This is a genomic window from Nocardia yunnanensis, from assembly GCF_003626895.1.
GTDB lineage: Bacteria > Actinomycetota > Actinomycetes > Mycobacteriales > Mycobacteriaceae > Nocardia > Nocardia yunnanensis.
This window is the reverse complement of sequence record NZ_CP032568.1, coordinates 3992212-4013972: the sequence shown is the minus strand read 5'-3', so window position 1 is coordinate 4013972 and position 21761 is coordinate 3992212. Positions and strand designations below refer to the sequence as shown.

At 68.1% G+C, this 21761-nt stretch carries 25 protein-coding genes; 11 read left to right on the top strand and 14 right to left on the bottom strand.

Features of this window, described 5'->3' with window-relative positions; all coding sequences use genetic code 11:
* Positions 1-150 precede the first annotated feature (150 nt).
* Positions 151-1932 (top strand): DEDD exonuclease domain-containing protein, encoded by a 1782-nt coding sequence (locus tag D7D52_RS18815; RefSeq protein WP_120738199.1) that lies wholly within the window; start codon positions 151-153, stop codon positions 1930-1932.
* A 95-nt stretch (positions 1933-2027) separates the two neighbouring features.
* Positions 2028-2648 (top strand): class I SAM-dependent methyltransferase, encoded by a 621-nt coding sequence (locus tag D7D52_RS18810; protein ID WP_120738197.1) that lies wholly within the window; start codon positions 2028-2030, stop codon positions 2646-2648.
* Here the strand turns inward: D7D52_RS18810 and D7D52_RS18805 are convergent, their stop codons facing one another.
* From D7D52_RS18805 to ctaE, 5 genes are all read right to left on the bottom strand, one after another.
* Positions 2649-3719, bottom strand: coding sequence for an AraC family transcriptional regulator (locus D7D52_RS18805; RefSeq protein WP_162958403.1), 1071 nt, complete (start codon positions 3717-3719; stop codon positions 2649-2651).
* A gap of 194 nt (positions 3720-3913) precedes the next feature.
* A complete protein-coding gene (gene qcrB, locus D7D52_RS18800; RefSeq protein WP_120738193.1) occupies positions 3914-5536 on the bottom strand; it encodes a cytochrome bc1 complex cytochrome b subunit in 1623 nt (540 codons plus the stop codon).
* A complete protein-coding gene (qcrA, locus tag D7D52_RS18795; RefSeq protein ID WP_162958903.1) occupies positions 5533-6681 on the bottom strand; it encodes a cytochrome bc1 complex Rieske iron-sulfur subunit in 1149 nt (382 codons plus the stop codon). The genes qcrB and qcrA overlap by 4 nt, the downstream gene beginning before the upstream one ends.
* A gap of 20 nt (positions 6682-6701) precedes the next feature.
* Positions 6702-7562, bottom strand: coding sequence for a cytochrome bc1 complex diheme cytochrome c subunit (gene qcrC / locus D7D52_RS18790; RefSeq protein WP_120738189.1), 861 nt, complete (start codon positions 7560-7562; stop codon positions 6702-6704).
* Positions 7563-7644: 82 nt separating this feature from the next.
* Positions 7645-8256: an aa3-type cytochrome oxidase subunit III gene (gene ctaE / locus D7D52_RS18785; RefSeq protein ID WP_120738188.1), complete on the bottom strand. Its 612-nt coding sequence runs from the start codon at positions 8254-8256 to the stop codon at positions 7645-7647.
* Positions 8257-8426: 170 nt separating this feature from the next.
* On the opposite strand from ctaE, the gene D7D52_RS18780 reads away from it, so the two are divergent.
* Together D7D52_RS18780 and trpD are read left to right on the top strand one after the other, a co-directional pair.
* Entirely contained in the window at positions 8427-8840 is a 414-nt protein-coding gene (locus D7D52_RS18780; RefSeq protein ID WP_120738185.1) for a hypothetical protein, read from the top strand.
* A 175-nt stretch (positions 8841-9015) separates the two neighbouring features.
* Positions 9016-10071, top strand: coding sequence for an anthranilate phosphoribosyltransferase (gene trpD, locus D7D52_RS18775; RefSeq protein WP_120738183.1), 1056 nt, complete (start codon positions 9016-9018; stop codon positions 10069-10071).
* Between the two features lie 6 nt (positions 10072-10077).
* On the opposite strand, the gene D7D52_RS18770 is transcribed toward trpD, so the two are convergent.
* Positions 10078-10629: a phosphoribosylanthranilate isomerase gene (locus D7D52_RS18770; protein ID WP_162958402.1), complete on the bottom strand. Its 552-nt coding sequence runs from the start codon at positions 10627-10629 to the stop codon at positions 10078-10080.
* Between the two features lie 91 nt (positions 10630-10720).
* Here D7D52_RS18770 and D7D52_RS18765 point away from each other — a divergent pair, with 91 nt between their 5' ends.
* Entirely contained in the window at positions 10721-11032 is a 312-nt protein-coding gene (locus D7D52_RS18765; RefSeq protein WP_120738179.1) for a hypothetical protein, read from the top strand.
* Positions 11033-11051: 19 nt separating this feature from the next.
* On the opposite strand, the gene D7D52_RS18760 is transcribed toward D7D52_RS18765, so the two are convergent.
* Both D7D52_RS18760 and D7D52_RS18755 read right to left on the bottom strand, forming a co-directional pair.
* Complete coding sequence (locus D7D52_RS18760; RefSeq protein WP_120738177.1) at positions 11052-11327, bottom strand: Lrp/AsnC family transcriptional regulator; 276 nt, start codon at positions 11325-11327, stop codon at positions 11052-11054.
* 101 nt (positions 11328-11428) lie between these two features.
* Positions 11429-11818, bottom strand: a complete 390-nt coding sequence (locus D7D52_RS18755) for a MarR family winged helix-turn-helix transcriptional regulator (protein ID WP_246023148.1) — start codon at positions 11816-11818, stop codon at positions 11429-11431.
* Here D7D52_RS18755 and D7D52_RS18750 point away from each other — a divergent pair.
* Complete coding sequence (locus D7D52_RS18750; RefSeq protein ID WP_120738175.1) at positions 11817-12707, top strand: SDR family oxidoreductase; 891 nt, start codon at positions 11817-11819, stop codon at positions 12705-12707. The genes D7D52_RS18755 and D7D52_RS18750 overlap by 2 nt on opposite strands.
* A gap of 54 nt (positions 12708-12761) precedes the next feature.
* Here D7D52_RS18750 and D7D52_RS18745 read toward each other — a convergent pair whose 3' ends face one another.
* Positions 12762-13229, bottom strand: a complete 468-nt coding sequence (locus tag D7D52_RS18745) for a carboxymuconolactone decarboxylase family protein (protein WP_120738173.1) — start codon at positions 13227-13229, stop codon at positions 12762-12764.
* 225 nt (positions 13230-13454) lie between these two features.
* Between D7D52_RS18745 and D7D52_RS38535 the strand changes: the two genes are divergently transcribed.
* Positions 13455-14330 (top strand): YdcF family protein, encoded by an 876-nt coding sequence (locus tag D7D52_RS38535; protein WP_187703008.1) that lies wholly within the window; start codon positions 13455-13457, stop codon positions 14328-14330.
* A gap of 71 nt (positions 14331-14401) precedes the next feature.
* On the top strand, positions 14402-15007 hold the full coding sequence (locus D7D52_RS18735; protein ID WP_120738171.1) for a dihydrofolate reductase family protein: 606 nt from the start codon (positions 14402-14404) through the stop codon (positions 15005-15007).
* 51 nt (positions 15008-15058) lie between these two features.
* Here the strand turns inward: D7D52_RS18735 and D7D52_RS18730 are convergent, their stop codons facing one another.
* The 5 genes from D7D52_RS18730 to D7D52_RS18710 all read right to left on the bottom strand — a co-directional run bounded on the left by D7D52_RS18730 (position 15059) and on the right by D7D52_RS18710 (position 20208).
* A complete protein-coding gene (locus D7D52_RS18730; RefSeq protein ID WP_120738169.1) occupies positions 15059-15511 on the bottom strand; it encodes a MaoC family dehydratase in 453 nt (150 codons plus the stop codon).
* 14 nt (positions 15512-15525) lie between these two features.
* The gene (locus D7D52_RS18725) at positions 15526-17010 is read right to left on the bottom strand and encodes a long-chain-fatty-acid--CoA ligase (RefSeq protein WP_120738167.1); all 1485 of its coding nucleotides are present in this window, start codon (positions 17008-17010) and stop codon (positions 15526-15528) included.
* 32 nt (positions 17011-17042) lie between these two features.
* Positions 17043-18200 carry an acyl-CoA dehydrogenase family protein gene (locus tag D7D52_RS18720; protein ID WP_120738166.1) on the bottom strand — a complete coding sequence of 386 codons (1158 nt, stop codon included), beginning with the start codon at positions 18198-18200 and terminating at the stop codon, positions 17043-17045.
* A 74-nt stretch (positions 18201-18274) separates the two neighbouring features.
* Positions 18275-19024: a 3-oxoacyl-ACP reductase FabG gene (gene fabG / locus D7D52_RS18715; protein WP_120738165.1), complete on the bottom strand. Its 750-nt coding sequence runs from the start codon at positions 19022-19024 to the stop codon at positions 18275-18277.
* 32 nt (positions 19025-19056) lie between these two features.
* A complete protein-coding gene (locus tag D7D52_RS18710; RefSeq protein ID WP_120738164.1) occupies positions 19057-20208 on the bottom strand; it encodes an acyl-CoA dehydrogenase family protein in 1152 nt (383 codons plus the stop codon).
* 139 nt (positions 20209-20347) lie between these two features.
* Here D7D52_RS18710 and D7D52_RS18705 point away from each other — a divergent pair, with 139 nt between their 5' ends.
* The 3 genes from D7D52_RS18705 to D7D52_RS18700 are packed head-to-tail and all read left to right on the top strand — an operon-like array spanning position 20348 to position 21742.
* The gene (locus tag D7D52_RS18705) at positions 20348-20998 is read left to right on the top strand and encodes a TetR/AcrR family transcriptional regulator (protein ID WP_120738161.1); all 651 of its coding nucleotides are present in this window, start codon (positions 20348-20350) and stop codon (positions 20996-20998) included.
* Positions 20999-21041: 43 nt separating this feature from the next.
* A complete protein-coding gene (locus D7D52_RS37850) occupies positions 21042-21323 on the top strand; it encodes a hypothetical protein (protein WP_162958401.1) in 282 nt (93 codons plus the stop codon).
* Positions 21320-21742 carry a hypothetical protein gene (locus tag D7D52_RS18700; protein WP_120738159.1) on the top strand — a complete coding sequence of 141 codons (423 nt, stop codon included), beginning with the start codon at positions 21320-21322 and terminating at the stop codon, positions 21740-21742. Before D7D52_RS37850 ends, D7D52_RS18700 begins: the two co-directional genes overlap by 4 nt.
* Positions 21743-21761: the final 19 nt, after the last annotated feature.

Sequence of the window (21761 nt, the reverse complement as noted above, 5' to 3'; positions counted from 1 at the left end):
AGAATCTCGGCCGCTGATTCGGACATTTATCAAGGTCATTCCCATTGCCGCCGATCACGGCGATTTGTCCCGAAACCGGTCGCTGACCGGCCGAACCGGGCCCGCTCCGGGACCCGAAGCTGTCGGACCCCACGCCTAGGCTTGCCGTCCGTGCCTTCGAGACCGGATCCCGCCGCGCAGCTGGCCTTCGACGAACTCGAAACCCCGCTCTTCGACACGACCTTCGTGGTGGTGGATCTCGAGACGACCGGCACCAGCCCGGAGGGTGACTCGATCACCGAGATCGGCGCGGTCAAGGTGCGCGGCGGCGAGGTGCTCGGGGAGTTCGCGACCCTGGTGAACCCGGGCTGCGCCATCCCGCCGCAGATCGTGCAGATCACCGGGATCACCACCGCCATGGTGGTGGACGCACCCCGGATCGAGCAGGTGCTGCCCGGATTTCTGGAGTTCGCGCGGGGCGCGGTGCTGGTCGCCCACAATGCCCGTTTCGATACGGGGTTCCTGAAAGCCGCGGCCGCGCGCTGTCAATTGCCCTGGCCCGCTTTCCAAACGGTGTGCACGGTCCAGCTGGCGCGCCGCGTGCTGCCCAAGGACGAGGCGCCCTCGGCCAAGCTCTGGTATCTGGCGCAGCTGCTCGGCGCCGAGACCCGGCCGACGCACCGCGCCCTCGACGACGCCAAGGCGACCGTCGACGTGCTGCACGCGCTCATCGCGCGGGTCGGCAATCAGGGGGTGCAGAGTCTCACCGAGCTGCTGGACTACCTTCCGGAGGTGACGCGGCGGCAGCGCGCCAAACGCGTACTGGCGACCGATCTTCCGGCGACGCCGGGGGTGTACCTGTTCCGCGGTCCGTCGGACGAAGTCCTCTATATAGGGACGGCGGTCAACCTGCGCCGCCGCGTGCGCAACTACTTCACCGGTTCCGACACCCGCCCGCGGATGCGCGAGATGGTGCAGCTGGCCACCCGGGTCGATCACGTGGAGTGCGCGCACGGCCTGGAGGCGGGGGTGCGCGAATTGCGGCTGCTGCTCGCCCATGCTCCGCCCTACAACCGGCGCTCCAAATTCCCGCAGCGGGCGTGGTGGCTGACGCTGACCGACGAGCCGTTCCCGCGTTTCGCCGTCTCCCGCACCCCGGCCCGGGACGCGCTGGGCCCGTTCAGCTCCCGCGCCGACGCCCAGGAGATCGCCGCCACGCTCGCCGAGCAGGCCGGGCTGCGCACCTGCACCACCCGAATCCCACGGACCGGTCGCCACGATTGCCCGCCGGCCGTGGTCGGCGGTTGCCCGGCGAGCGCCGAAAACAGCCCCCTATATATAGAGGAGTACGAACGCGCGCCCGCCGCCGTCCGCGCCCTGTTCACCGGAGCGGACGACGCCCTGCTGCATTCCGTCGCCGCGAAGCTCGAAACCCTCTCCACCGCAGAGCATTTCGAGTCCGCAGCCCGGTTGCGGGATCGCACCGTGGCAGTGATTCGCGCGCTGCGCCGCACCCAGCGCCTGGCCGCCCTGGCCGCCGTCCCGGAACTGATAGCCGCCCACCCCGACGGGGCCGGTGGCTGGCAGTTCGCGATCATCCGCCACGCCCGCCTCGCTGCCGCCGGCACGGCGGTGCGCGGCATCTCCCCCATGCCGGTGGTCGAGCGCCTGGTGGCCGCCGCCGAGACCGTCATTCCCACACCGCTGCCCGCCGCCGGCGACGAGCCCGCCTATCCCCCGCTGCGCGGCGCGCTCCCCGAGGAGGCAGGTCTGCTGGTGCGCTGGCTCGAACAGCCCGGCACCCGCATCGTCCGCACCAGCGACGGCTACCGCGAGCCCCGCCTGGGCGCGGGCGCGTGGCTGGACTGGGTCGCCCGTGCCGAAGCCGCGCGTAGCGCCGACGCCGCCCGCAGCGCCGACGCCGGCCCGGCCGCCGAGGCCGGACAGGCGTGAAAGCCCGTGGTCGCGAAGCGGATTCGCGGCGAGCGGGAGGGTGCGAAGTCTCGAAGCCCCGGGCGGCGAGCGCGGGCCGCTGTCAGAATGGCGGCATGGACGTGCCCGATGACCAACGCTGGAACCACAACATCGAATACCACTCGCTGCTGGCCGAGGCGGTAGCGGATGCGAAGGATGTGCTGGATGTCGGGTGCGGCGAAGGTCAGCTGGCCCGGCGCATCCGGCGCTCCGGAGCCGCCGTGACGGGGATCGATCCGGATCCTGTCAGCATCGAGCTGGCCCGCGCCCAGTCCGCCGAGGACGACATCACCTATCTGCGGGCCGATTTCCTCGAATACCCCTTCGAACCGAACTCGTTCGACGGGATCGTCTCCATCGCGGCCCTGCATCACATGGACTCCACCCGCGCGCTGACCCGCATGCGAGAGCTGCTGCGCCCCGGCGGCACCCTCGCCCTGATCGGCATGGCGCGCAACGGTTCCCCCAGGGACCTCCCCTGGGAGGCCGCCGCCCTGCTCACCAGTTGCAAGGACCGCCTGTTCCGTACCCAGTGGCCGCACCCGTCGCCGGTCGTCTGGCCGCCCCCGGAGACCTACGGTGAAATCCGCCGCCGCGCCGCGGATCTCCTACCGGGCGTCCGCTACCGCCGTCACCTGCTGTGGCGCTACTCGCTGGTGTGGACGAAACCGGATCCCGCTGCCGCGCAAGGCTAGTCAGCGCGGAATGTCGTGCGCCCGGCTGGGCGAATGGCCGCGCCAGCGCCGATAGGCGCGGTCGAAGGCGGTGGCGTCCGAGTAGCCGAGCCGGCGTGCCACCGCCTCGGCGGGCAGGCCCTGTTCGAGCAGTTCGGTGGCGAGCAACTGCCGCACCTGATCGAGCACGCCGCGAAAACTGGTGTGCTCGTCGGCCAATCGCCGATGCAGCGCCCGATCCGACAGCGCCAGCCGCCGCGCGACCTCGGTCAGCGACGGCAGCTCCGCCGGGTTGCGCAGCAGCAGGTGCCGGACTCGCGCGGCCGCGCCGGTGAGCCGGACGCGCTCGTCGAGCCGAGCCTCGCACTGCTGGATGCACAGCGCGGCGGTGTGCGGGTCCGGGGCGGGCGTCGGCCGGTCGAGGAGGATAGCGGGCACGGTGAAAGCATTGCGCGCGGCGCCGAATTCGATGTCGAGCGTGCGGCCGTACGGCGCGAGGAGGGCATCGGCCGCGTCGCGCAGGCCGTCCGGCTCGGTCGCGGTGAGCTCGAGCCGCACCGGGCCGTCCATCGCCCGTTCGGTGTCCAGGGCCCCGGGAGCCAGCAGCAGCGAAGCCATCCGGAAGCCCGAAACCAGGTCGCGGACAAGCAGAAACAGCCGGACATCGGGTGGCACGTCGGCCTCGCCGATCTCCACCAGCAGCCCGTCCGCGTCCTCGGTGTAGCGCACCTCGAAGAAATCGGAGGTCAGTTCGACGAACCGTTGCAGCAGCCGCAGGGCTTCCCGCACCGTACCGCTCGACAACAGCGCGTACCCCAGCATTCCGGTGCTGATGAGCGAATACCGCAGCCCGGTCTCCAGCCCGAGCTCCCACGGCGCGCCACCCCCGGCGAGCACATTCCTGATCACCCGCAGCTCCTGCCGCGGCCGCACCACCGCTCCCGGATGGTCGAGATCCGAAGGCCGCAGCCCACTTCCGGCCAGCATCTCGGCCGTGGCCATCCCATGCGCGCGCCCGGTGTCGAGGACATAACGCGTCGACACCGCCGGACGCGCGATCGACCATCGCGACGGCCGCCCCGGCTCCGCCATACGCCGAAAGCTAACAAGAAACCGTCCCCACGTCACCCCTCCGCCCGAATTCCCCCAAGGCGGCCACGGATTCATCGCTGCCAGAAACCACACCCCGGCCGGCTCCCGCGATGCGGAGGGGAGTTCGCGGGAGCCGCACAACGGGCAAGGCCCCGAGTCGATTTCGACTCGGGGCCTTGCCTGGTGACGAACGATCAGTGATCGGTCTGCTTGCCGGAGGCGGCGTTCTGGGCCGACTCCAGGGCGGAGAGCATATTGTGCTCTTCCTCGTGCGCGAGGGCCACGTTCTGCTCCTGCTCCGAGGCGGGGTCGGCGCGCAGGAACGAGCCGGTGCCGGGGGCGCCGGCGGAGCCCAGCTTGGACATCTTCTTGGGCACCGGGGCGCCCTGGTACTCCAGCGGGATCGGGTGGCCGTGCGAGTCGACCGGGCCGAGGGGCTGGTGGACCTCGATGTACTCACCGTGCGGAAGCCGCTTGATCACACCGGTTTCCACGCCGTGCTCGAGCACCGCGCGGTCCGAACGCTGCAGGCCGATGCAGAACCGGTAGGCCACGAAGTAGGCCAGCGGCGGCGCCAGCAGCAGCGCGATGCGGAAGAACCAGGTGGTGGCGTTCAGCGAGATGTCGAACTTCAGCGACAGGATGTCGTTGACGCACGCCAGGGTCAGCACCATGTAGAACGCGATGGCCATGGCGCCGATGGCGGTGCGGACCGGCACGTCGCGCGGACGCTGCAGCAGGTTGTGGCGAGCGGTGTCGCCGGTGAGGCGCTTCTCGATCCACGGGTAGGCGATCAGCACGGTGAACACCAGGCCCATGATGAGCGCGACCCAGAACGGCGCCGGGACCGTGTAGCGGCCCAGGTACAGCTCCCACGGCGGCATGAGACGCGCCATGCCGTCGGTCCACATCATGTAGAAGTCCGGCTGCGAACCCGCCGAGACCTGAGACGGGTTGTAGGGACCCAGGTTCCAGATCGGGTTGATCTGGAACACGCCACCCATGATCGCGACGACGCCCAGGGTGAAGGCGAAGAACGCGCCCTGGTCGGCGGCGAACACCGGGATGATGCGCGCGCCGACGACGTTCTTCTCGGTGCGGCCCGGTCCGGGGAACTGCGTGTGCTTCTGGTACCACACCAGCGCCACGTGCGCGGCGATCAACGCCAGGATGATGCCCGGCAGCAGCAGCACGTGCGCGATGTAGAGGCGCGGAATGATGATGGTGCCCGGGAAGTCACCGCCGAAGATCAGCCAGTGCATCCAGGTGCCGATGACCGGCACGCCCATGGTGATACCACCGAAGGCGGCGCGCAGACCGGTGCCGGACAGCAGGTCGTCCGGGATCGAGTAGCCGAAGAAGCCCTCGAACATGGCCAGGATCAGCAGCAGCGAGCCGATCACCCAGTTCGCCTCACGCGGCTTGCGGAACGCGCCGGTGAAGAAGATGCGGAACAGGTGGATGATGATCGACGACGCGAAAAGCAGTGCCGCCCAGTGGTGCACCTGGCGCACGAACAGACCGCCGCGCACCTCGAAGGAGATGTTCAGCGCGGTCTCGTAGGCCCGCGACATGGTGACACCGCGCAGGGGCTGGTAGGCGCCCTGGTAGACGGTCTCGCTCATGGACGGGTCGAAGTACAGCGTCAGGTAGACACCCGACAGCAGCAGGATGATGAACGCGTAGAGCGCGATCTCACCGAGCAGGAACGACCAGTGGGTCGGGAAGACCTTGTTGATCGAGCGCTTCGCGAACGCCGCCAGATGGTAGCGCTCGTCCATTTCGTTGGCCTGAACGGCCGCTTTGCTAGGACTCATGAACGACGCTCCCAGTAAGCCGGGCCGAGGGGCTCGATGAAGTCGTGCTGGGCGACCAGGTAGCCCTCGGCGTTGACGGTGATCGGCAGCTGCGGCAGCGCGCGAGCGGCGGGACCGAAGACCGGCTTACCCCATTCGGTCGCCGAGAACTGCGACTGGTGGCAGGGGCACAGGATCCGGTTGGTCTGCTGCTCGAACAGCGAGGTGGGGCAGCCGAGGTGGGTGCAGATCTTCGAGTAGGCGAAGTAGTCGCCGTAGTTGAAGCTCTCCTGGCCCTTGCGCTTGATGGCGTGTTCGGCGTCGTGGGTGCGCAGGCGAATCAGCATGACCGCGTTGCGGATTCCGCGCAGCGACTCCAGCGTCTTCTTCTCGTCTCCGCGCCAGGATTCCTTCCACGGGAAGACGGTCTCCATGGCGCCCGCGTCCAGATCCTCCGGCTTGACCAGGACGATGTCCTCGGGCCGGCCGGTGTCGCGGCGCAGGAAGACGGTCTCGCCCGGGTAGTCCGGGGTCCAGCCGGAGACCCACAGCGGCGACTTGTCGCCCTTGGCCCACGGGTTCTTGATCATGCCGCCGACGAAGACCAGCAGCGCGCCGACGCCGAGCATGCCGGCGCCCAGGCCCGCGGTGCGGGTGATGAGCTTGCGGCGGCCCAGGGTCGAGGTGTCGGCCGCGTCCTGCAGCTGCGCGACCAGGGTGCGGCGGTTGACCTCCGAGGACGCGCCGTCGTGGCGGTCCTGGATGGAGATCTCGGCGGGGATGAAGTGCTTGCGGATCAGCACCACCGCGATGCCGACGGCCAGCACGGCGATGCCGAGGGTGAGGCCGTAGAGCGGGGTGGTCAGCGTGTACATGCCGTTGCCGTCCTGGTGCCGGCCCTTGTACTCCCAGGGCCAGAACAGGTAGACGCCGATCAGCGCGGCGCCGGCGACGGCGGAGATGGCGAACCAGAGGGCGACCCGGCGCTCGGCGCGCTTCTCGGCCCGGGTGCCCGGGACCGGCCAGCGCGGCGCGCGGTAGGCGACGTCGACGCCGTCGAGCTCGGTGCCGAGCTTGACCAGCTCGTCGCGCGACATGGCGTCGAGCTGCTCGTCGGTCGGTTCGACGGGGTTCACCCCGGTGGGTTCGGTGGGGTTGTCCCCCATGCTGTTTCGCTCCTGTTCACTCATGACCGGGAACCGATCCACATCGCGGAGCCGACCAGGACCACGATGCCGACGACCCAGATGGCCAGGCCCTCGGTCGCGGGACCGAAGCCGCCGAGGCCGTAGCCGCCCTCGGACTTGGTCTCCATCCGGTCCTTGATGTAGGCGACGATGTCCTTCTTCTCGTCCGGCGTCAGCTGCCGGTCGGAGAACTTGGGCATGTTCTGCGGGCCGGTGAGCATGGCCAGGTAGATCTGCTGCTCGGTGGCCTCTTCCAGCGGGGGCGCGAACTTGCCGGAGGACAGCGCGCCACCCTTGCCGGTGAAGTTGTGGCAGGAGGCGCAGTTCATGCGGAACAGCTCACCACCACGACCGAGGTCACGATCGGCGACGATGGACTCCGAGGCGATCTCGCCGTTGCTGTCGCGCAGCACGGTCGGGCCGCCGCCCTGGGACTCGACGTACGCGCCGAGCGCGTCGGTCTGGTGCGCGTCGAACTTCGGGGGCTTGCGCTGGATCTGCGCCTCGTTGCGGGCCGCGGGCATGCGGCCGGTCGAGACCTGGAAGTAGACCGCGGCCTCGCCGACGCCGATGAGGCTGGGGCCGCGATCCTGCACGCCTTGCAGGTTGGCGCCGTGGCAGGTGACACACGAGGTGTCGTAGATCTGCTTGCCCTCGCGAATCAGCGCGGACTGGTCCTCTTTCGCGGTGGCGACCTGAGCCTGCGGGGTCAGGGCCGACGCCGCGAAGCCGGCTCCGACGAGGCCCATCAGGAGAACCAGACCGCCCACCAGCCGCCGACGCGTCCGGCGCTGCTTGCGGATCTTGGTGGCCTGGCCGATCCCCTCGGGATCTGGCGCTGACGGGGGAGATGAACTCATCTGTGTCCCTTTGGAGTAGACGGAACCGACTTGTACAAGTTTTGGGTCGCGGACGCGGGCTGGCGCATCGGCCGGTCCGGGATCAGCGGACGAAGTAGATCGTGGCGAACAGGCCGATCCAGACGATGTCGACGAAGTGCCAGTAGTACGAGACGACGATCGCCGCCGTGGCCTGCGCCGGGGTGAACTTGCTGAGCTTGGTGCGCACCAGCAGGAAGATGAACGCGATGAGACCACCGATGACGTGCAGACCGTGGAAACCGGTGGTGATGAAGAACACCGAGCCGTAGACGCTGCTCGAGATCGAGGTGCCCTCCTGGTACAGGGCGTGGTACTCGGTGGCCTGGCCGCCGACGAAGAACGCGCCCATCAGGAAGGTCAGCACATACCAGCGACGCAGGCCGAACACGTCACCACGCTCAGCGGCGAAGACGCCCATCTGGCAGGTGAAGGAGGACGCGACCAGCACCGCGGTGACCGGCACGGCCAGCTTCATGTTGAGCTCGGTCGGCTCCGGCGGCCAGTTTCCGTGCGCCTGCGCGCGAGCAACGAAGTACATGGCGAACAAGCCGGCGAAGAACATCAGCTCGCTCGACAGCCAGATGATGGTACCGACGCTGACCATGTTGGGCCGGTTCAGCGAATGCACACGCTGGGTAATGGCCGATCCTGGGGTCCCTACTGCGGTCGTCACGCCGGTAAGTATGACTTGTCGTAGTACGACAGGCGTAGCGGGGTACGAAAGTTCGTCGTACGTGTCGGAAAGCCCAGGGCGAGCGAGCGTCTCGCGGGGGCGCTCGGCGTGTCACCGTGGAGCCTAGATTGCGCAGGTAAGAGGAAGCTGAGCCGTGTCGAGAGGGACGTATGAAGGTGAAATCGTGGTGGCGGCGGATGCTCGGACGGGGCGGGACAACGGAACTGGATCCGGCGCGCCCGGATCTGGTGGTGGTCGCGTCGAGTTTCGATGACGCCGAAGCCTGTTCAGCGGCCTTGGGCAAGGCTCTGGACTGGACTCCGGACCATCCAGTAGTCCTCCGCCACCACCTTCGAGTTCCCGCCGACCGGGTGAATGCGGTGCAAGTCATTGCCGCGCAGGATGGCTATGACACCGGTTCGAGGTCGGACACCGATCCGGTGAAGCTGGTCCTGCAGCGCGTACAGATCCTGGATGCCCTGCACTGCTCCCAGGAACGTTCCCGCATGGCCGGACTCGCGCAACGCCACGACGGGGACGTCTTGGGCTGGGACGCGCTTCAGCCCGCGGCACCTGGGCGTTAGCGGCGGTTCGGAAAAGCCGGAACCTGAGAGCCGGGCAGCACCCGGACGTAGCGGGGGTTCGGGGGAACGCCAGAGGCCCCCTGAGAGTCGGGCAGCACCTGGACGTAGCGGGGGTTCGGGGGGCGAAGCCCCTGAGAGTCCCGAGAGTCGGGTTGTCCCGATTAGGCTTGCGGCCATGAGTGCGCGCAGCTGGCGAGAAGTTCTCGGCATCCTCACCGACGGCAACGATCTGGCCGCGGACGAGGCCGCGTGGGCGATGAACGAGATCTTCACCGACAACGCCACCTCCGCGCAGATCGCGGCCTTCGGCGTGGCCCTGAAGATGAAGGGCCCGACCCCGACCGAGCTCAACGGCCTGGCCGGCGGGATGCTCGCGCACGCCCGCCGCGTCCCGTTCGAGGGCTCGGCGATCGATATCGTCGGCACCGGCGGTGACCGTTCGGGCAGCGTGAACATCTCCACCATGTCCTCGATCGTGGTGGCGGCCAGCGGAATTCCGGTGGTCAAGCACGGCAACCGGGCGGCGTCGTCGAAGAGCGGCGGCGCGGACGTGCTGGAGGCGCTGGGCGTGAAGATCGCGCTCGGCCCGCGGTCGGTGGCGGAATGCGTGCGGCAGACCGGCATCGGCTTCTGCTTCGCGCCCGTGTTCCATCCCTCGCTGCGCTACGCCAGCAAGGCCCGCGGTGAGATCGGCATTCCGACGGTCTTCAACATCCTGGGCCCGCTGACCAATCCGGCGCAGCCGGGCGCGGGCCTGATCGGCTGCGCCTTCCCGGATCTGGTGGCGGTGATCGCGGGCGTGTTCGCCGAGCGCGGCGCCTCGGCGCTGGTGGTGCGCGGCAACGACGGCCTGGACGAGATCACCACCGCCGACACCACCGATGTGTGGGTGGTCGCGGGCGGCCGGCAGCACGAAACCACCATCGACCCCACCCAACTCGGCATCGAGCGCGTGGATCCCTCGGCCCTGCGCGGCGGCGACGCGGAGACGAACGCGGTGATCGCCCGCAACATGTTCGCCGGCGATCCCGGTCCGGTGCGGGACGCGGTGCTGTTGAATTCGGCCGCGGCGCTGGTGGCCTACGAGCTGCGCCCCGAGGAGGTCGCCGCCGACCTGCACGCCAAGCTGGCGGTGGCGTTGAAGCGGGTGTCGGAGACCGTGGATTCGGGTGCGGCGGCGAACCTGCTGGAGCGCTGGGTCGCGGTCTCGAACGAGCTGGACGCGAACTGAGGCCCGTCAGCCCCGCACGGCGGCGATGAAATCGCGCATGGCGTCGAAACTCTTGACGCCGGGCGCGATTTCGACGGAGCTGGAGACGTCGACGCCGTAAGGCCGGTGCGCCTCGATGACCCCGGCGACATTGTCGGCGTTCAGTCCCCCGGCCAGCACGACCTTGCCGGGCACGGTGTCGAGCCAGTCCGGGAATTCGGCGAACACACCGGATCCGGTGCTGGCGTCGTAGAAGTAGTACTCGTAGGGCTGCGCCGGATCGGGCCGATTCGCCGAGCAGTAGGCGAGGTTGGGCAGCGCGGTCCAGTGGTAGAGCTGAACCACATCGAAGTCGTCGACGACCTCCTCGATCTCACCGCGGTCGAAGGCGACCACGAAGCTGCGAATGCGCCCGCGCGCGTAGGCGGCCAGTTCCCGCGCCCGGTCGGGTTCGCGGTAGCGCTTGCTCTTGGGCGTGCCGACCACGCCGATGGCGGAATAGCCGAGTTCGACGGCCCAGTCGATCTGTTCCTCGGTGGTCAGACCGCACACCTTGGCGAACATAGGTTCGTTTCCCACTTTCGCTGAATTCCTCCGAGTGTCCTGAGAGTTCCGGACCTTCGCCTGTGTGTTTCCGATCGCCAGGTCACGGTGGCGTTACAGTTTGCGGATGCGATACGGAGTGGTGCTACCCGGCCTGGTGGCCGTGTTTCTCGGCATCGGCATTCCGGTGAGCGCGGCGGCGCATTGGACCCACACCGACGCCACCGAGCACGGCGCGCTGATCGTGGACGGTCGCAGCTACGGCACGCCCGGCGACTGCGTGACCGTCCGCAGTGTCCCGCGGCGGCTGACCATCGACAATGCCACGTCCCAGTCGGCCCGGGTGTACCTGTTCCCCGGCTGCAAGGGCGGCGTCACCCACACCATCGAGCCCGGGCATTCCGGCACCGCCCTGGGCGCCTCGGTCCAGACGCGCTGACCGCACCGATCGGGGCGCTTCATTCCCCGATCGAGAACCCCGCCTCCACATCGGCACGCGAATACGACTTGAACGCGATGTGCGTGGCCGTGCGCAGCACCCCCGCGGTCTTGTTGATGCGCCCGGTCACCACCTCGGCGATCTCCTCGTGGTCGCGCACCCGCACCACAGCGATCAAATCCACATCCCCCGCGCACGAGTACACCTCGGCGACCCCCTTGATGTCGGCGAGTTCCTGCGCGGTCTCAGGAATCCGGTCCGACTCGGCGGAGATCAGCACAATCGCGGTAATCATGCGCCCAACTCTAGGTGATCGCCGAGGCGCCGGGGCCCGTCCGGGATGGCACCGCGGTCGGTTCGGGATGGCACCGCGGTCGGTTCGGGATGGCGTGGCGGTCAGTCCGGGATGGCGTCGGTGTGGTCGATCGGGCCGCCGAGGAGGTCGGCGGCGGCGCGCTGGATCTTCGCCAGCGCCGACATCAGATGCGTGCGTTCAGCGGCGGTGAGATCGGCGGTGACCTTGTCCGACAACGCCTTTCGATCAGCTTCGACCGGTTCCCGAAGCGCGCGCCCACGCTCGGTGAGCCACAGGCGGACCAGGCGGTTGTCGTGCTCGTCGCGGCGGCGTTCGAGCAGGCCCGCTCCGGCCATGCGGGTGGCCATCTTCACGATGGTGGGGGTGGTGACGTTCAGCGCGGCCGCCATCTCCCCCGGCGTGCGCCCGTCGTCGTCCCACAGCACGGCCAGCACGTGATTCTGCCCGAGATGCAGCCCAAGGCGTCGCATGTCGCGATCGGCCAAGGCGCGCAAGGCTTTCGACGTGCGGCTACTGCTCACCGGCGCGACCGGAAACATCGGCCGCGAACTCACCCGCATCCTCGACGCCGACGGCATCCAATTCCGGGCGCTGGTCCGCACCCCGGAGCGCGCCGACACCCTTCCCGCACACGCCGATCCGATCACCGGCGACCTCGACGACCCGGGCGCTCTCGAACGCGCCATGGACGGTGTCGCCGCCTTGTTCCTCCTGGTCCCCGGAATCGGTTCGGAGCACACCCGCTCCGCGTTGAAGGCCGCCGAGAACGCCGGTGTGGGCCGAATCGTGCTGATCTCCTCGGCGCACGTCCTCGTCGACCCACTGCCGGCCATGGGCAGCTGGCATCACGAGCGCGAGACCATGGTGCGCGCCGGCGGAATTCCGTTCACCATCCTGCGACCCGGCGGCTACATGTCCAATGCCCTGGAGTGGATCCCGAATCTGCGTGCGGGCGAACCGATCCTGGATCCGTCCGGCCCCGGCCGCTATGCCCCCATCGATCCGGCCGATATCGCCGCGGTGGCCGCGCACTGCCTGACCGAGCCCGGCCATGAATCTCGGCACCACCATCTCACCGGCCCCGACCTCCTCACCCTGGGAGAGCAAGTCGCGATCTTCGCCCGAATCCTCCACCGCGACATCAGGATTCGAGAGACGGTCACTCCCGGGGAGGCGGTTGCCGCCCGCTTCCCGAACGGCGCTCCCCCGCGATTGGCCGCGGCCATCCAGGAGGGCTTCGCGCTCATGCGCGCCGATACCGTCGGCGTACGCACCGACACGGTGGCCGAACTCCTCGGCCGCCCGGCCCGCACCTTCACCGAATGGTGCGAAGCTCATCGTGCCGCATTTCCTGACTGATCGCCCCGGCGGCCGGAACCCCCACTGCCACAGCGGGTTCCGGCCGTCGGTCGCTCACCACTGGCCGGGGGTGTAGTCGCCGCCGACCATGCCGGAGATGACGTTGAGGCGGTTCCAGGCGTTGATGGTGGCGATCAGGGAGATGAGTGCGCCGATCTGGTCGTCGTCGTAGTTCTTGCGGACCTGGGCCCAGGTGTCTTCGGAGATACCGGGATTCGCGTCGGCGAGGCGGGTGCCCTCCTCTGTGAGGGCGAGCGCGGCGCGTTCGGGCTCGGTGAAGACGGTGGATTCCTTCCAGGCGGCGACCATGGCCAGCCGCACCGGGGTTTCGCCGGCGTGGGCGGCGTCCTTGGTGTGCATGTCCAGGCACATGCCGCAGCTGTTGATCTGGGAGGCGCGGATCTTCACCAGTTCTTGGGTGGCCTTGGGCAGGCTGGACTCGTCGATGACGCGGGCGGCGGTGACGAGGCGCTTGTTGAACTTGCCGGCGATCTCGTTCGCGTACAGGTCGAAGCGGGTCATTGTCTTCTCTTTTCCGTGTTGTCGGTGGGCTTCGTCAGGTTGACGACGCATCCCGCACGGGTGTGACACCCACCGGCTGTGACGCCGGTCACCACGCCGCGGCCCCCGGGATTCCGGTCTTGATTTCGCGAATTCGCCTCCGCCGAGCCGGGTCCGGCGAGATCATGAATCCCAGAAGATTGTGAACCGGTCAGTAGTCACTTTCTGGCTACCTAGGGGGTTGCGATGCTCGACGCAGGTAGACATCGGAAGATCACATCCACTGGCCGCTGGCGGGACGTGCGCCTGGAGCTGGGGCGACGCACATCCGGCCGACATCACCGGCCGACCCCGAACCCGCTGCGCACCTGGACGATTCAAGCGCTGCTGCCGGGAGCGACCGTCATCGCCCTGGCCACCGCCGCCGCCCCGGCCTCCGCGGACCCCGCCCCGGCCTATCCGGACCCGGCCTCGGACGCACCGGATGCCATCACCGACGGTCCGGATTCCCTTCCCGCCCAGCCGGATTCGGCCCCGGCCGCCCCCGACACGATCGCCGGACAGCCGCCGACCCACGTCGAGCCGCTGGCCGGATTGTCCACCGACGTCCTGTCCAGCATCGACGCCCTCTCGACCCTGAATTTCCCGGGCATGGATCTGCCCGGGGTCAACCTGCCGGCCCTGTTCACCCCGGACACCGCGATCGTGGTGCTGGGCTACGGCCTGACGCCCGAGGGCGAGATGCGCCCGGAACTGATGGCCCGCCTCTACGCCGGTTACGTCTCGGCACTCCTGTCCCCCGCGGCCCCGGTCATCGTGACCGGCGGCAATCCGCAGAACGGGGTCACCGAGGCGGACGCCATGGCCGACTGGCTAGTCGATCACGGTATCGACCGCGCCCGCATCCACACCGAGACCAAGGCCAACTCCACCGTCCAGAACGCCGCCTTCTCGGCGCAGCTGATGGATGCGATCGGCGCGCACGCGGCCATCCTCATCACCTCGGCCGATCACATCGCGCGGGCGCTCAACAACTTCCGCGCGGCCGGAATCTCGGTGGTGGCCACCATGACCCCCGATGCCGCGCCGCTGTCGGCGGAGCCCTTCGGCCCGGTGCGATGAATTCGGCGGGTGCGCCTCGTCCCTATGCATGACCGCGGTCGACGACCCCACGACATAGCAAGGAGCATTCGATGCGCAAGATCACCGCCGGCATGTTCATCTCCCTCGATGGCATCATCGCCGACCCGCAGGACTGGCACTTCCCGTACTTCAACGACGAGATGGGCGAGGGCGTCTCGACCCTGGCCGCCGCGGCCGACACCATGCTGTTCGGTCGCGTCACCTACGACGGCTTCGCCGGCGCCTGGCCGGAGCGGGAGGCGGCGGGCGGCGAGGACGCCGGATTCGCCAAGGCGCTGGGCGATATGCGCAAGGTCGTGTTCTCGCACCGCGACCTCGAGCTGAGCTGGCGCAATTCCGAACAGCCCCGGGGCGATCTGGTCGCCGAGGTGACCGCGCTCAAGGCCGAGGAGGGCGGCGATATCACGCTCAGCGGCTCGACCTCGATCGTGCGGCAGCTGCTGGCCGCGAGCCTGATCGACGAACTGCACCTGTTCGTGCACCCGATCGTGCTGCGCAACGGCGGCATGCGGCTGTTCGACGAGGGCACTCCGATTCCGCTGCAACTGCTGTCGGCCACGACGTTCAAGACCGGTGTGCTGCACACGGTCTACGGTCCCGCCGACAAGCCCGCCGATGTCAGCTACGACGAGGCGAAGAAGCATATCGCCCAATAGGTTTCGACGACGAGGGAGCGGGCCCGCGCACGGCGGGCCCGCTCCTTCGCATCAGGCCAGGTAGCGCGCGATGCTCTCCGCGACGCAGGCCGGCTTGTCCTGCCCCTCGATCTCGACGGTCACCGTCCGCACGGCCTGGACGCCGCCGGGAATGTCGGTGAGCGCGTCGAGGGTGAACCGCCCCCGGATGCGGCTGTCCACCAGCACCGGGTTGATGAATCGAACCTTGTTGAGCCCGTAGTTGATCGCCATGCTCGCCGCGCTCACGGTCATCACCTGCGCGGTCATCGGCACCACCAGCGACAGGGTGAGGAATCCGTGCGCGATGGTGCGCCCGTAGGGTCCGGCGGCGGCGCGTTCGGCGTCGACGTGGATCCACTGGTGGTCGTCGGTGGCGTCGGCAAAGGTGTCGATGCGCCGCTGATCGACGGTAATCCACTCGCTGACACCGATTTCGGTGCCGACGGCCTTGCGCAACTGCTCGAAATCACTGAAGTCGATCATGGATGCCCTCCGGTTCAGACGTAACGCTGCTCGAGTTCGCGCTTGAGGATCTTGTGCGTCGGCCCCATCGGCAATTCGGTGACGAACTCGACGCGGCGCGGGTACTTGTACCGTGCCACATGCTCTTTCGCGTAGTCGACCACTTCCTCGGCGGTCAGCGGCCCCGACGGCACCACGACGGCCAGGATCTCCTCGCCGTAGTTGTCGTCCGGCACCCCGATCACCGCGACCTGCGAGATGTTCGGATGCCGCAGCAGCGCCGCCTCCACCTCGGTGGGATAGACGTTGAACCCGCCGCGAATGATCATCTCCTTGATCCGGTCCACGATGCGCAGGTAGCCGTCGTCGTCCTTGACGCCGAGGTCGCCGGTGCGGAACCAGCTGTCCACCATGACTTCCGCGGTGGCGTCGGGGCGTCCGGTGTAGCCGCCGAACACATTGTGCCCGCGCACCACCACCTCACCGACGGTCCCGGCGGGCAGCAGCTCGATACGATCGCGCACCTCGGCGGCGGCGATCTCGACGTCCACACCCCAGACCGGATGGCCGACGGTGCCGACCTTCGGGCCCAGCAGCGGCTGGTTGACCGTGGCGGTCGGCGAGGTCTCCGACAGCCCGTAGCCTTCGAGAATGTGTGCGCCGTAGACCTTCTCGAACTCCTCGATGATGACCGGCGGCATGGCCGCGCCGCCGCTGATGCACAGCCGCAACCGCGGCAGCTCCTCAGCGTTCTGCGCCGCCTCGAGCAGGCCGTGGTACATGGTCGGAACGCCGTGGAAGGTGTTGACGTGCTCGCGCACCATGAGCTCGATCGCCTGTGCCGCATCGAATCTCGGCATGAGCACCAGGGTCGCGCCGAGCCGCCAGTGCGAGTTCATGGAGACGGTCTGCCCGAACACGTGGAACAGCGGCAGCGCGCCCAGCGCGATGTCCTCGCGCTTGACCTCGTTGGCGTCGAAGGCGTTGACGGTGGCGCACATGACCATATTGAGGTGGCTGAGCTCCGCGCCCTTGGGCCGCCCGGTGGTGCCGCTGGTGTAGAACACCACGGCGGTGTCGAGCGGGCCGCGTGACACGTACGCCGGAATCGCCTCGCCCGCAAGCTCTTTCGGGTTCAGGCAGTCGATACCGACGCGGGCCGCGGCCTCCTTGCCCACCGCCTCCACCATCGGATGGCAGATGAGCGTCTTGGCCCCGCTGTCGCGCAGCACGTATTCGGCCTCGTCGGCGGTGAGCAGCAGATGCACCGGCACCACCGTCGCGCCCGCCGCCAGGATGGCGAAGTAGGCGCGCGGGAAGTCGGCGGTATTGGGTCCCATGAGCGCGACCCGGTCACCCGGCCGCACCCCGAGTTCGATGAGCGCACCGGCCTGTTCGCGGGCCTGCCGCCACAGGTCGCGGAAGGTGATGCGCTGCTCGCCCTCGACGAGGGCGAGGTGATCGGGTCGCCGCCACGCCGGTTCGGCGAGAATGCTGGCCAGGGAGAGAGTCGCGTTCATCGATACCTCTGGTCGATCGGGTGGGAGGCGGCCTAGAGGCCCATGTCCTTGGCGATGATCATTTTCATGACTTCGCTGGTGCCGCCGTAGATTCGGTTCACGCGATTGTCGGCGTAGAGCCGGGCGATGGGGTATTCGTTGATGAAGCCGTAGCCGCCGTGCAGCTGCAGGCAGCGGTCGATGACGCGGTGGGCGACCTCGGTGCAGAACAGCTTGGCCGACGCGGCGTCGGCGGGGGTCAGCGTGCCCTGGTCGAGGGCCTCGAGCGCGCGGTCCACGACCGCCTCGGCGGCGTCCACCTCGGCCTGGCAGGCGGCCAGCTCGAACTTGGTGTTCTGGAAGCCGGCGACCGGCTGCCCGAAGACATTGCGCTGCTTGGTGTAGTCCTTGGCGAACCGGATGGCGGCCTTGGCCTGCGCGTACGCGCCGACCGCGATGGAGGCGCGCTCCTGCGGCAGGTTCTGCCCCAGGTAGGAGAAGCCCCTGTGCTCCTCACCCAGCAGATCCTCGACCGGCACCTTGACATCGGTGAAGCTGAGCTCCGCGGTGTCGGAGACCTTCAGGCCCAGCTTGTCCAGCTTGCGGCCGACGGTGTAGCCCGGCGACTTGGTGTCCACCGCGAACAGCGAAATCCCGTGGCGGCGATCGCCTTCGGCGGGCGCGGCGGTGCGAGCGCACACGATGACGCGATCGGCCAGCACGCCGCCGGTGATGAAGGTCTTCGACCCGTTCAGCACGTAGTGCGTGCCGTCCTCGGAAAGCTTTGCGGTGGTGCGCATTCCGGCCAGATCCGAGCCGGTGCCGGGCTCGGTCATGGCGATGGCGAACATGGTCTCACCGGAGACGAAGCCCGGCAGCCAGCGCTCCTTCTGCTCCTGGGTGGCCAGGTTGAGGATGTAGGGCAGGCACAGCCCCACGTGCACACCCGACCCGCCCAGCGATACCGCCGCGCGAGCGCACTCCTCGATGAGAATGGCCTGGAACTTGAAGGATTCGATGCCCGCGCCACCGAACTCCTCGGGCACCTCGATGCCGAACACGCCCAGTTCGCCCAGCTTGTAATAGAACTCGCGCGGCACGATCCCGGCGGCGTACCACTCCTCGTACACCGGCACCACCTCCGCCTCGAGGAAGGCGCGCACGGTCTCGCGGAAGGCTTCGTGATCTTTGTCGAAAACTGTTCTCTGCATGACTGACTCCATGAAACTGCTTGTGGAAGGGGTTTCAGGGGAAGCCTCTGAAACCCCCCAAGAACTGGGTGGGCCTAGAGTCGGCGTCCGCCGTCGACGTAAATGGTCTGGCCCGTGACGAAGGAAGCGTTGTCGGAGACCAGGAACGACACCACGTTCGCGATGTCCGCGGGTTCGCCGACGCGGCGCAGCGGGGTGATCTTGGCGGCCTCGGCCCGGAACTCCTCCGGGGAGACACCCACGCGCGCGGCGGCGGCGTCGGTCATCTCGGTGACGATGAACCCGGGCGCGACGGCATTCACAGTGATCCCGAACGGCCCCAATTCCATTGCGAGCGTGCGGGTCAGCCCCTGAATCCCCATCTTGGCGGCGCTGTAGTTCGCCTGCCCGCGGCTACCCAGCGCCGACACGCTGGAGGTGTTCACGATCTTGCCCGACTTCTGCTTCACCATGTACTTCTGCGCCTCCCGCGAGCACAGGAACGTGCCCTTGAGATGCACCGACATGACGATGTCCCAGTCGTCGACCGACATCTTGAACAGCAGATTGTCGCGCAGCACGCCGGCATTGTTGACCAGCACGTCCACCGAACCCAGTTCCGCGGCAACGCGTTCGAACGCGGCCGCCACCTGCGCCTCGTCGGTGACATTGCAGCCCACCGCGATGGCCGTGCCGCCGGCGGCGACAATGCCGTCGACGGTGTCCTTGCAGGCGGCCTCGTCGAGATCGACGATGGCCACGGCGAAGCCGTCGGCGGCCAGGCGGGCGGCGGTGCCCGCGCCGATTCCGCGCGCGGCGCCGGTCACGACTGCGACTTTCGACATAAGTGAATCTCCCTGTCCGTGAATGGTTTCGGTCAGTTGAAGGCGCTGACGCCGGTGAGGGCGCGGCCGATGAGCAGCTTCTGAATCTGGCTGGTGCCCTCGTAGAGGGTGAGCACGCGCGCGTCGCGCAGATACTTGGCGACCGGGTACTCGTCGATGTAGCCGTAGCCGCCGAACACCTGAATGGCATTGTTGGCGGCCTTGACCGCGGCCTCGCTGGCGAACAGTTTGGCCACCGACGCCTCGGTCCCGAACGGTTTGCCCTTCTCGACCAGGTCGGCCACCCGCCAGGTCAGCAGCCGCGCGGCCTCGACCTCGACCGCGATATCGGCGAGCAACTCCTGAACCAGCTGGTACGAGGCGATCGGCTTGCCGAATTGCTCACGCTGCCCGGCGTATTCGACCGCCGCCTCGAGGCAGCCGCGCGCGACGCCGACGCAGCCGGCGGCCACGCCCATGCGGCCCTTGTCGAGGGCGGCCATGGCGATCTTGAAGCCCTGGCCGAGGTCGCCGAGCCGGTTGGCGTCGGGCACGCGCACCTGGTCCAGCACCAGTTCGGCGGTGGCCTGGCCGCGCAGGCCCAGTTTGCCCTTGATCTCGGTGCGGGTGAAGCCGGGTGCGTCGGTGGGGACCAGGAACGCGGTCACCCCCTTGGGGCCGGGGCCGCCGGTGCGCGCGAACACGAGCGCGACATCGGCCCAGGTGCCGTTGGTGATGAAGATCTTGGTGCCGGAGATCAGCCAATCATCGCCGTCCGCAACGGCTTTCGTGATGAGGCTGCCCGCATCGGAACCGGTGCCGGGTTCGGTGAGACCGAAGCACCCCAGCGCCTGCCCCGCACACAACCGCGGCAGCCATTCGTGCTTCTGCGCGTCGGTGCCGTAGGTCTTGATGGTCTTGGCGACCAGCCCCAGCGAAACCGACACGATGCCGCGCACCGAACTGTCGCCGCGTCCGAGCTCCTCGAGCAACACGCAGTAGTCGAGCGCGGCGCCGCCGGACCCGCCGTACTCCTCCGGGATCTCGATCCCGAGAAAGCCCATGTCACCGAGCTTTCCGACAATGGCGGTGTCGACCGCCTCGGCCCGATCCCAGGCGGCGGCATGCGGTACGACCTCTTTGTCCACCCAGGCCCGGGCCAGGTCGCGCAGTTCCCGCTGCGACTCGCCGAGTTCGAAGTCCATGGTGTCGATAGCTCCTAACCGAACGTTGTTAGGTTAATAACTCGACGCTATCCTAACAGTGTTCGGTTTTCAAGGATGCGGTGATAAATTCGACTCCCATCGGGGGATCGCCGGATCCGTCGCAGGAGGAGGTGAGCCCATGGCCAGGCCGAAGGTGCCGCTGCTGAGCCGCGAACGCATTCGCGAGGCCGCGCTGACCTTGATCGACCGCGACGGTCTCGCCGACCTGTCCATGCGCAAACTCGCCGCCGAACTGGGTGTGCAGGCCGCCTCCCTCTACACCCACTACCCCACCAAGGACGCCGTCCTCGACGACATCGCCGGCGGCATCATGGCCCGCGTCGACACCTCGGCCTTCGAGGCGGGCGATTGGCGCACCGGGCTCACCGCGTGGGCCCGCTCCTACCGCGACGCGCTGGTCCGCCACCCCAATTTCGTCGCCTACCTCGCCGCGGGCCCCGGCACCCGCGACGAGAATCTCCGCCACGCCGACGCCGTCCACGGCGGCCTGGTCTCCGCCGGCTGGCCCCCGCGCGACGCCACCATGATCGGCGCCGCCACCCGCTACCTGGTCATGGGCGCCACCATGGGCTCCTTCTCCCGCGGCTTCGTCGACGACGTCCAGGTCTACCGAGACCGCTACCCCCACCTCGAACAGGCCCACCTGCTGCGCGCCAAGGCCGACGAAATCGACTCGGAGAGCTTCGAATTGGCACTCTCCGCCTTCACCGACGGCCTCGAACTCCGCTTCACCCGCATCCAGCAGGACCGAGCCCGACCCACCCATTGACGAACACGCGGAATATTCTCAGCATTACCGATATTCTGTGACCATGACTGCCGAGGATTCCGATACCAAGCGCTCGAAGACCACCCTGTCGACACTCGCGTCCACACGCGAACGATTCGCAGGTTTCGCGGAGCCCGACGAGACCGTGGACCAGACCCTTAATCGACTGATGGACATCGCCGCGTCGGTCAAGACTCGAGCACGCACAGCGTGGGAAATCCGCAAAGCCGCAGCCAAAGCCGACCCAGCAGCCTGGGAGACCGGTGGCCGACTGGCCGACATGCTAGCCGACCGAGCAAACGCTAGGCGGGCGGCACGTGGATGACACATACCGGGTACGTCCTCGACGACACCGTCCTCCACGCATATGCCCACGACTCGCTGACCACGATCAGCCTTATCGCACACCTCGCTGATCGCGGCATGCGCGTCGCCGTGCCCGCACTCGCGTTGGCGACAACGAAAGCCAGCCTGAACGAACAGCAACGTGAAGGCCTCGACGGCATGATCGACAACAACGCGGTCATCGCATTGGCCGGCGTGACAAACTTGGCCGAAACCAACGAGCTCGCGGACATGTTCGCCGCCACTGAACACCTCGATCCCGCTGCCGCGCACACGATCGCAGTCGCCCGTTGCTTCGACTGGGAGATCATTACGCACGACCGAAAGCGCTGGCAAACCATCGAACAGGTACTGCCATGGCCCATCGAACTCGTCGAACTCAGCGACGACGCGCCCTAAACCATTCGGCGTGAAAGCA

Bases quoted from the DNA above. Each gene is read 5' to 3' on its own strand.
- qcrC (WP_120738189.1), bottom strand. From the start codon at position 7,562: ATGAGTTCATCTCCCCCGTCAGCGCCAGATCCCGAGGGGATCGGCCAG.
- D7D52_RS38535 (WP_187703008.1), top strand. From the start codon at position 13,455: ATGCTCGACGCAGGTAGACATCGGAAGATCACATCCACTGGCCGCTGG.
- fabG (WP_120738165.1), bottom strand. From the start codon at position 19,024: ATGTCGAAAGTCGCAGTCGTGACCGGCGCCGCGCGCGGAATCGGCGCG.
- D7D52_RS18745 (WP_120738173.1), bottom strand. From the start codon at position 13,229: ATGACCCGCTTCGACCTGTACGCGAACGAGATCGCCGGCAAGTTCAAC.
- trpD (WP_120738183.1), top strand. From the start codon at position 9,016: ATGAGTGCGCGCAGCTGGCGAGAAGTTCTCGGCATCCTCACCGACGGC.
- D7D52_RS18750 (WP_120738175.1), top strand. From the start codon at position 11,817: ATGTCGCGATCGGCCAAGGCGCGCAAGGCTTTCGACGTGCGGCTACTG.
- D7D52_RS37850 (WP_162958401.1), top strand. From the start codon at position 21,042: ATGACTGCCGAGGATTCCGATACCAAGCGCTCGAAGACCACCCTGTCG.
- D7D52_RS18760 (WP_120738177.1), bottom strand. From the start codon at position 11,327: ATGATTACCGCGATTGTGCTGATCTCCGCCGAGTCGGACCGGATTCCT.
- D7D52_RS18755 (WP_246023148.1), bottom strand. From the start codon at position 11,818: ATGCGACGCCTTGGGCTGCATCTCGGGCAGAATCACGTGCTGGCCGTG.
- qcrA (WP_162958903.1), bottom strand. From the start codon at position 6,681: ATGGGGGACAACCCCACCGAACCCACCGGGGTGAACCCCGTCGAACCG.
- D7D52_RS18725 (WP_120738167.1), bottom strand. From the start codon at position 17,010: ATGAACGCGACTCTCTCCCTGGCCAGCATTCTCGCCGAACCGGCGTGG.
- D7D52_RS18720 (WP_120738166.1), bottom strand. From the start codon at position 18,200: ATGCAGAGAACAGTTTTCGACAAAGATCACGAAGCCTTCCGCGAGACC.
- D7D52_RS18810 (WP_120738197.1), top strand. From the start codon at position 2,028: ATGGACGTGCCCGATGACCAACGCTGGAACCACAACATCGAATACCAC.
- D7D52_RS18805 (WP_162958403.1), bottom strand. From the start codon at position 3,719: ATGGCGGAGCCGGGGCGGCCGTCGCGATGGTCGATCGCGCGTCCGGCG.
- D7D52_RS18705 (WP_120738161.1), top strand. From the start codon at position 20,348: ATGGCCAGGCCGAAGGTGCCGCTGCTGAGCCGCGAACGCATTCGCGAG.
- D7D52_RS18780 (WP_120738185.1), top strand. From the start codon at position 8,427: ATGAAGGTGAAATCGTGGTGGCGGCGGATGCTCGGACGGGGCGGGACA.
- D7D52_RS18735 (WP_120738171.1), top strand. From the start codon at position 14,402: ATGCGCAAGATCACCGCCGGCATGTTCATCTCCCTCGATGGCATCATC.
- qcrB (WP_120738193.1), bottom strand. From the start codon at position 5,536: ATGAGTCCTAGCAAAGCGGCCGTTCAGGCCAACGAAATGGACGAGCGC.
- D7D52_RS18700 (WP_120738159.1), top strand. From the start codon at position 21,320: ATGACACATACCGGGTACGTCCTCGACGACACCGTCCTCCACGCATAT.
- D7D52_RS18765 (WP_120738179.1), top strand. From the start codon at position 10,721: ATGCGATACGGAGTGGTGCTACCCGGCCTGGTGGCCGTGTTTCTCGGC.
- D7D52_RS18710 (WP_120738164.1), bottom strand. From the start codon at position 20,208: ATGGACTTCGAACTCGGCGAGTCGCAGCGGGAACTGCGCGACCTGGCC.
- D7D52_RS18730 (WP_120738169.1), bottom strand. From the start codon at position 15,511: ATGATCGACTTCAGTGATTTCGAGCAGTTGCGCAAGGCCGTCGGCACC.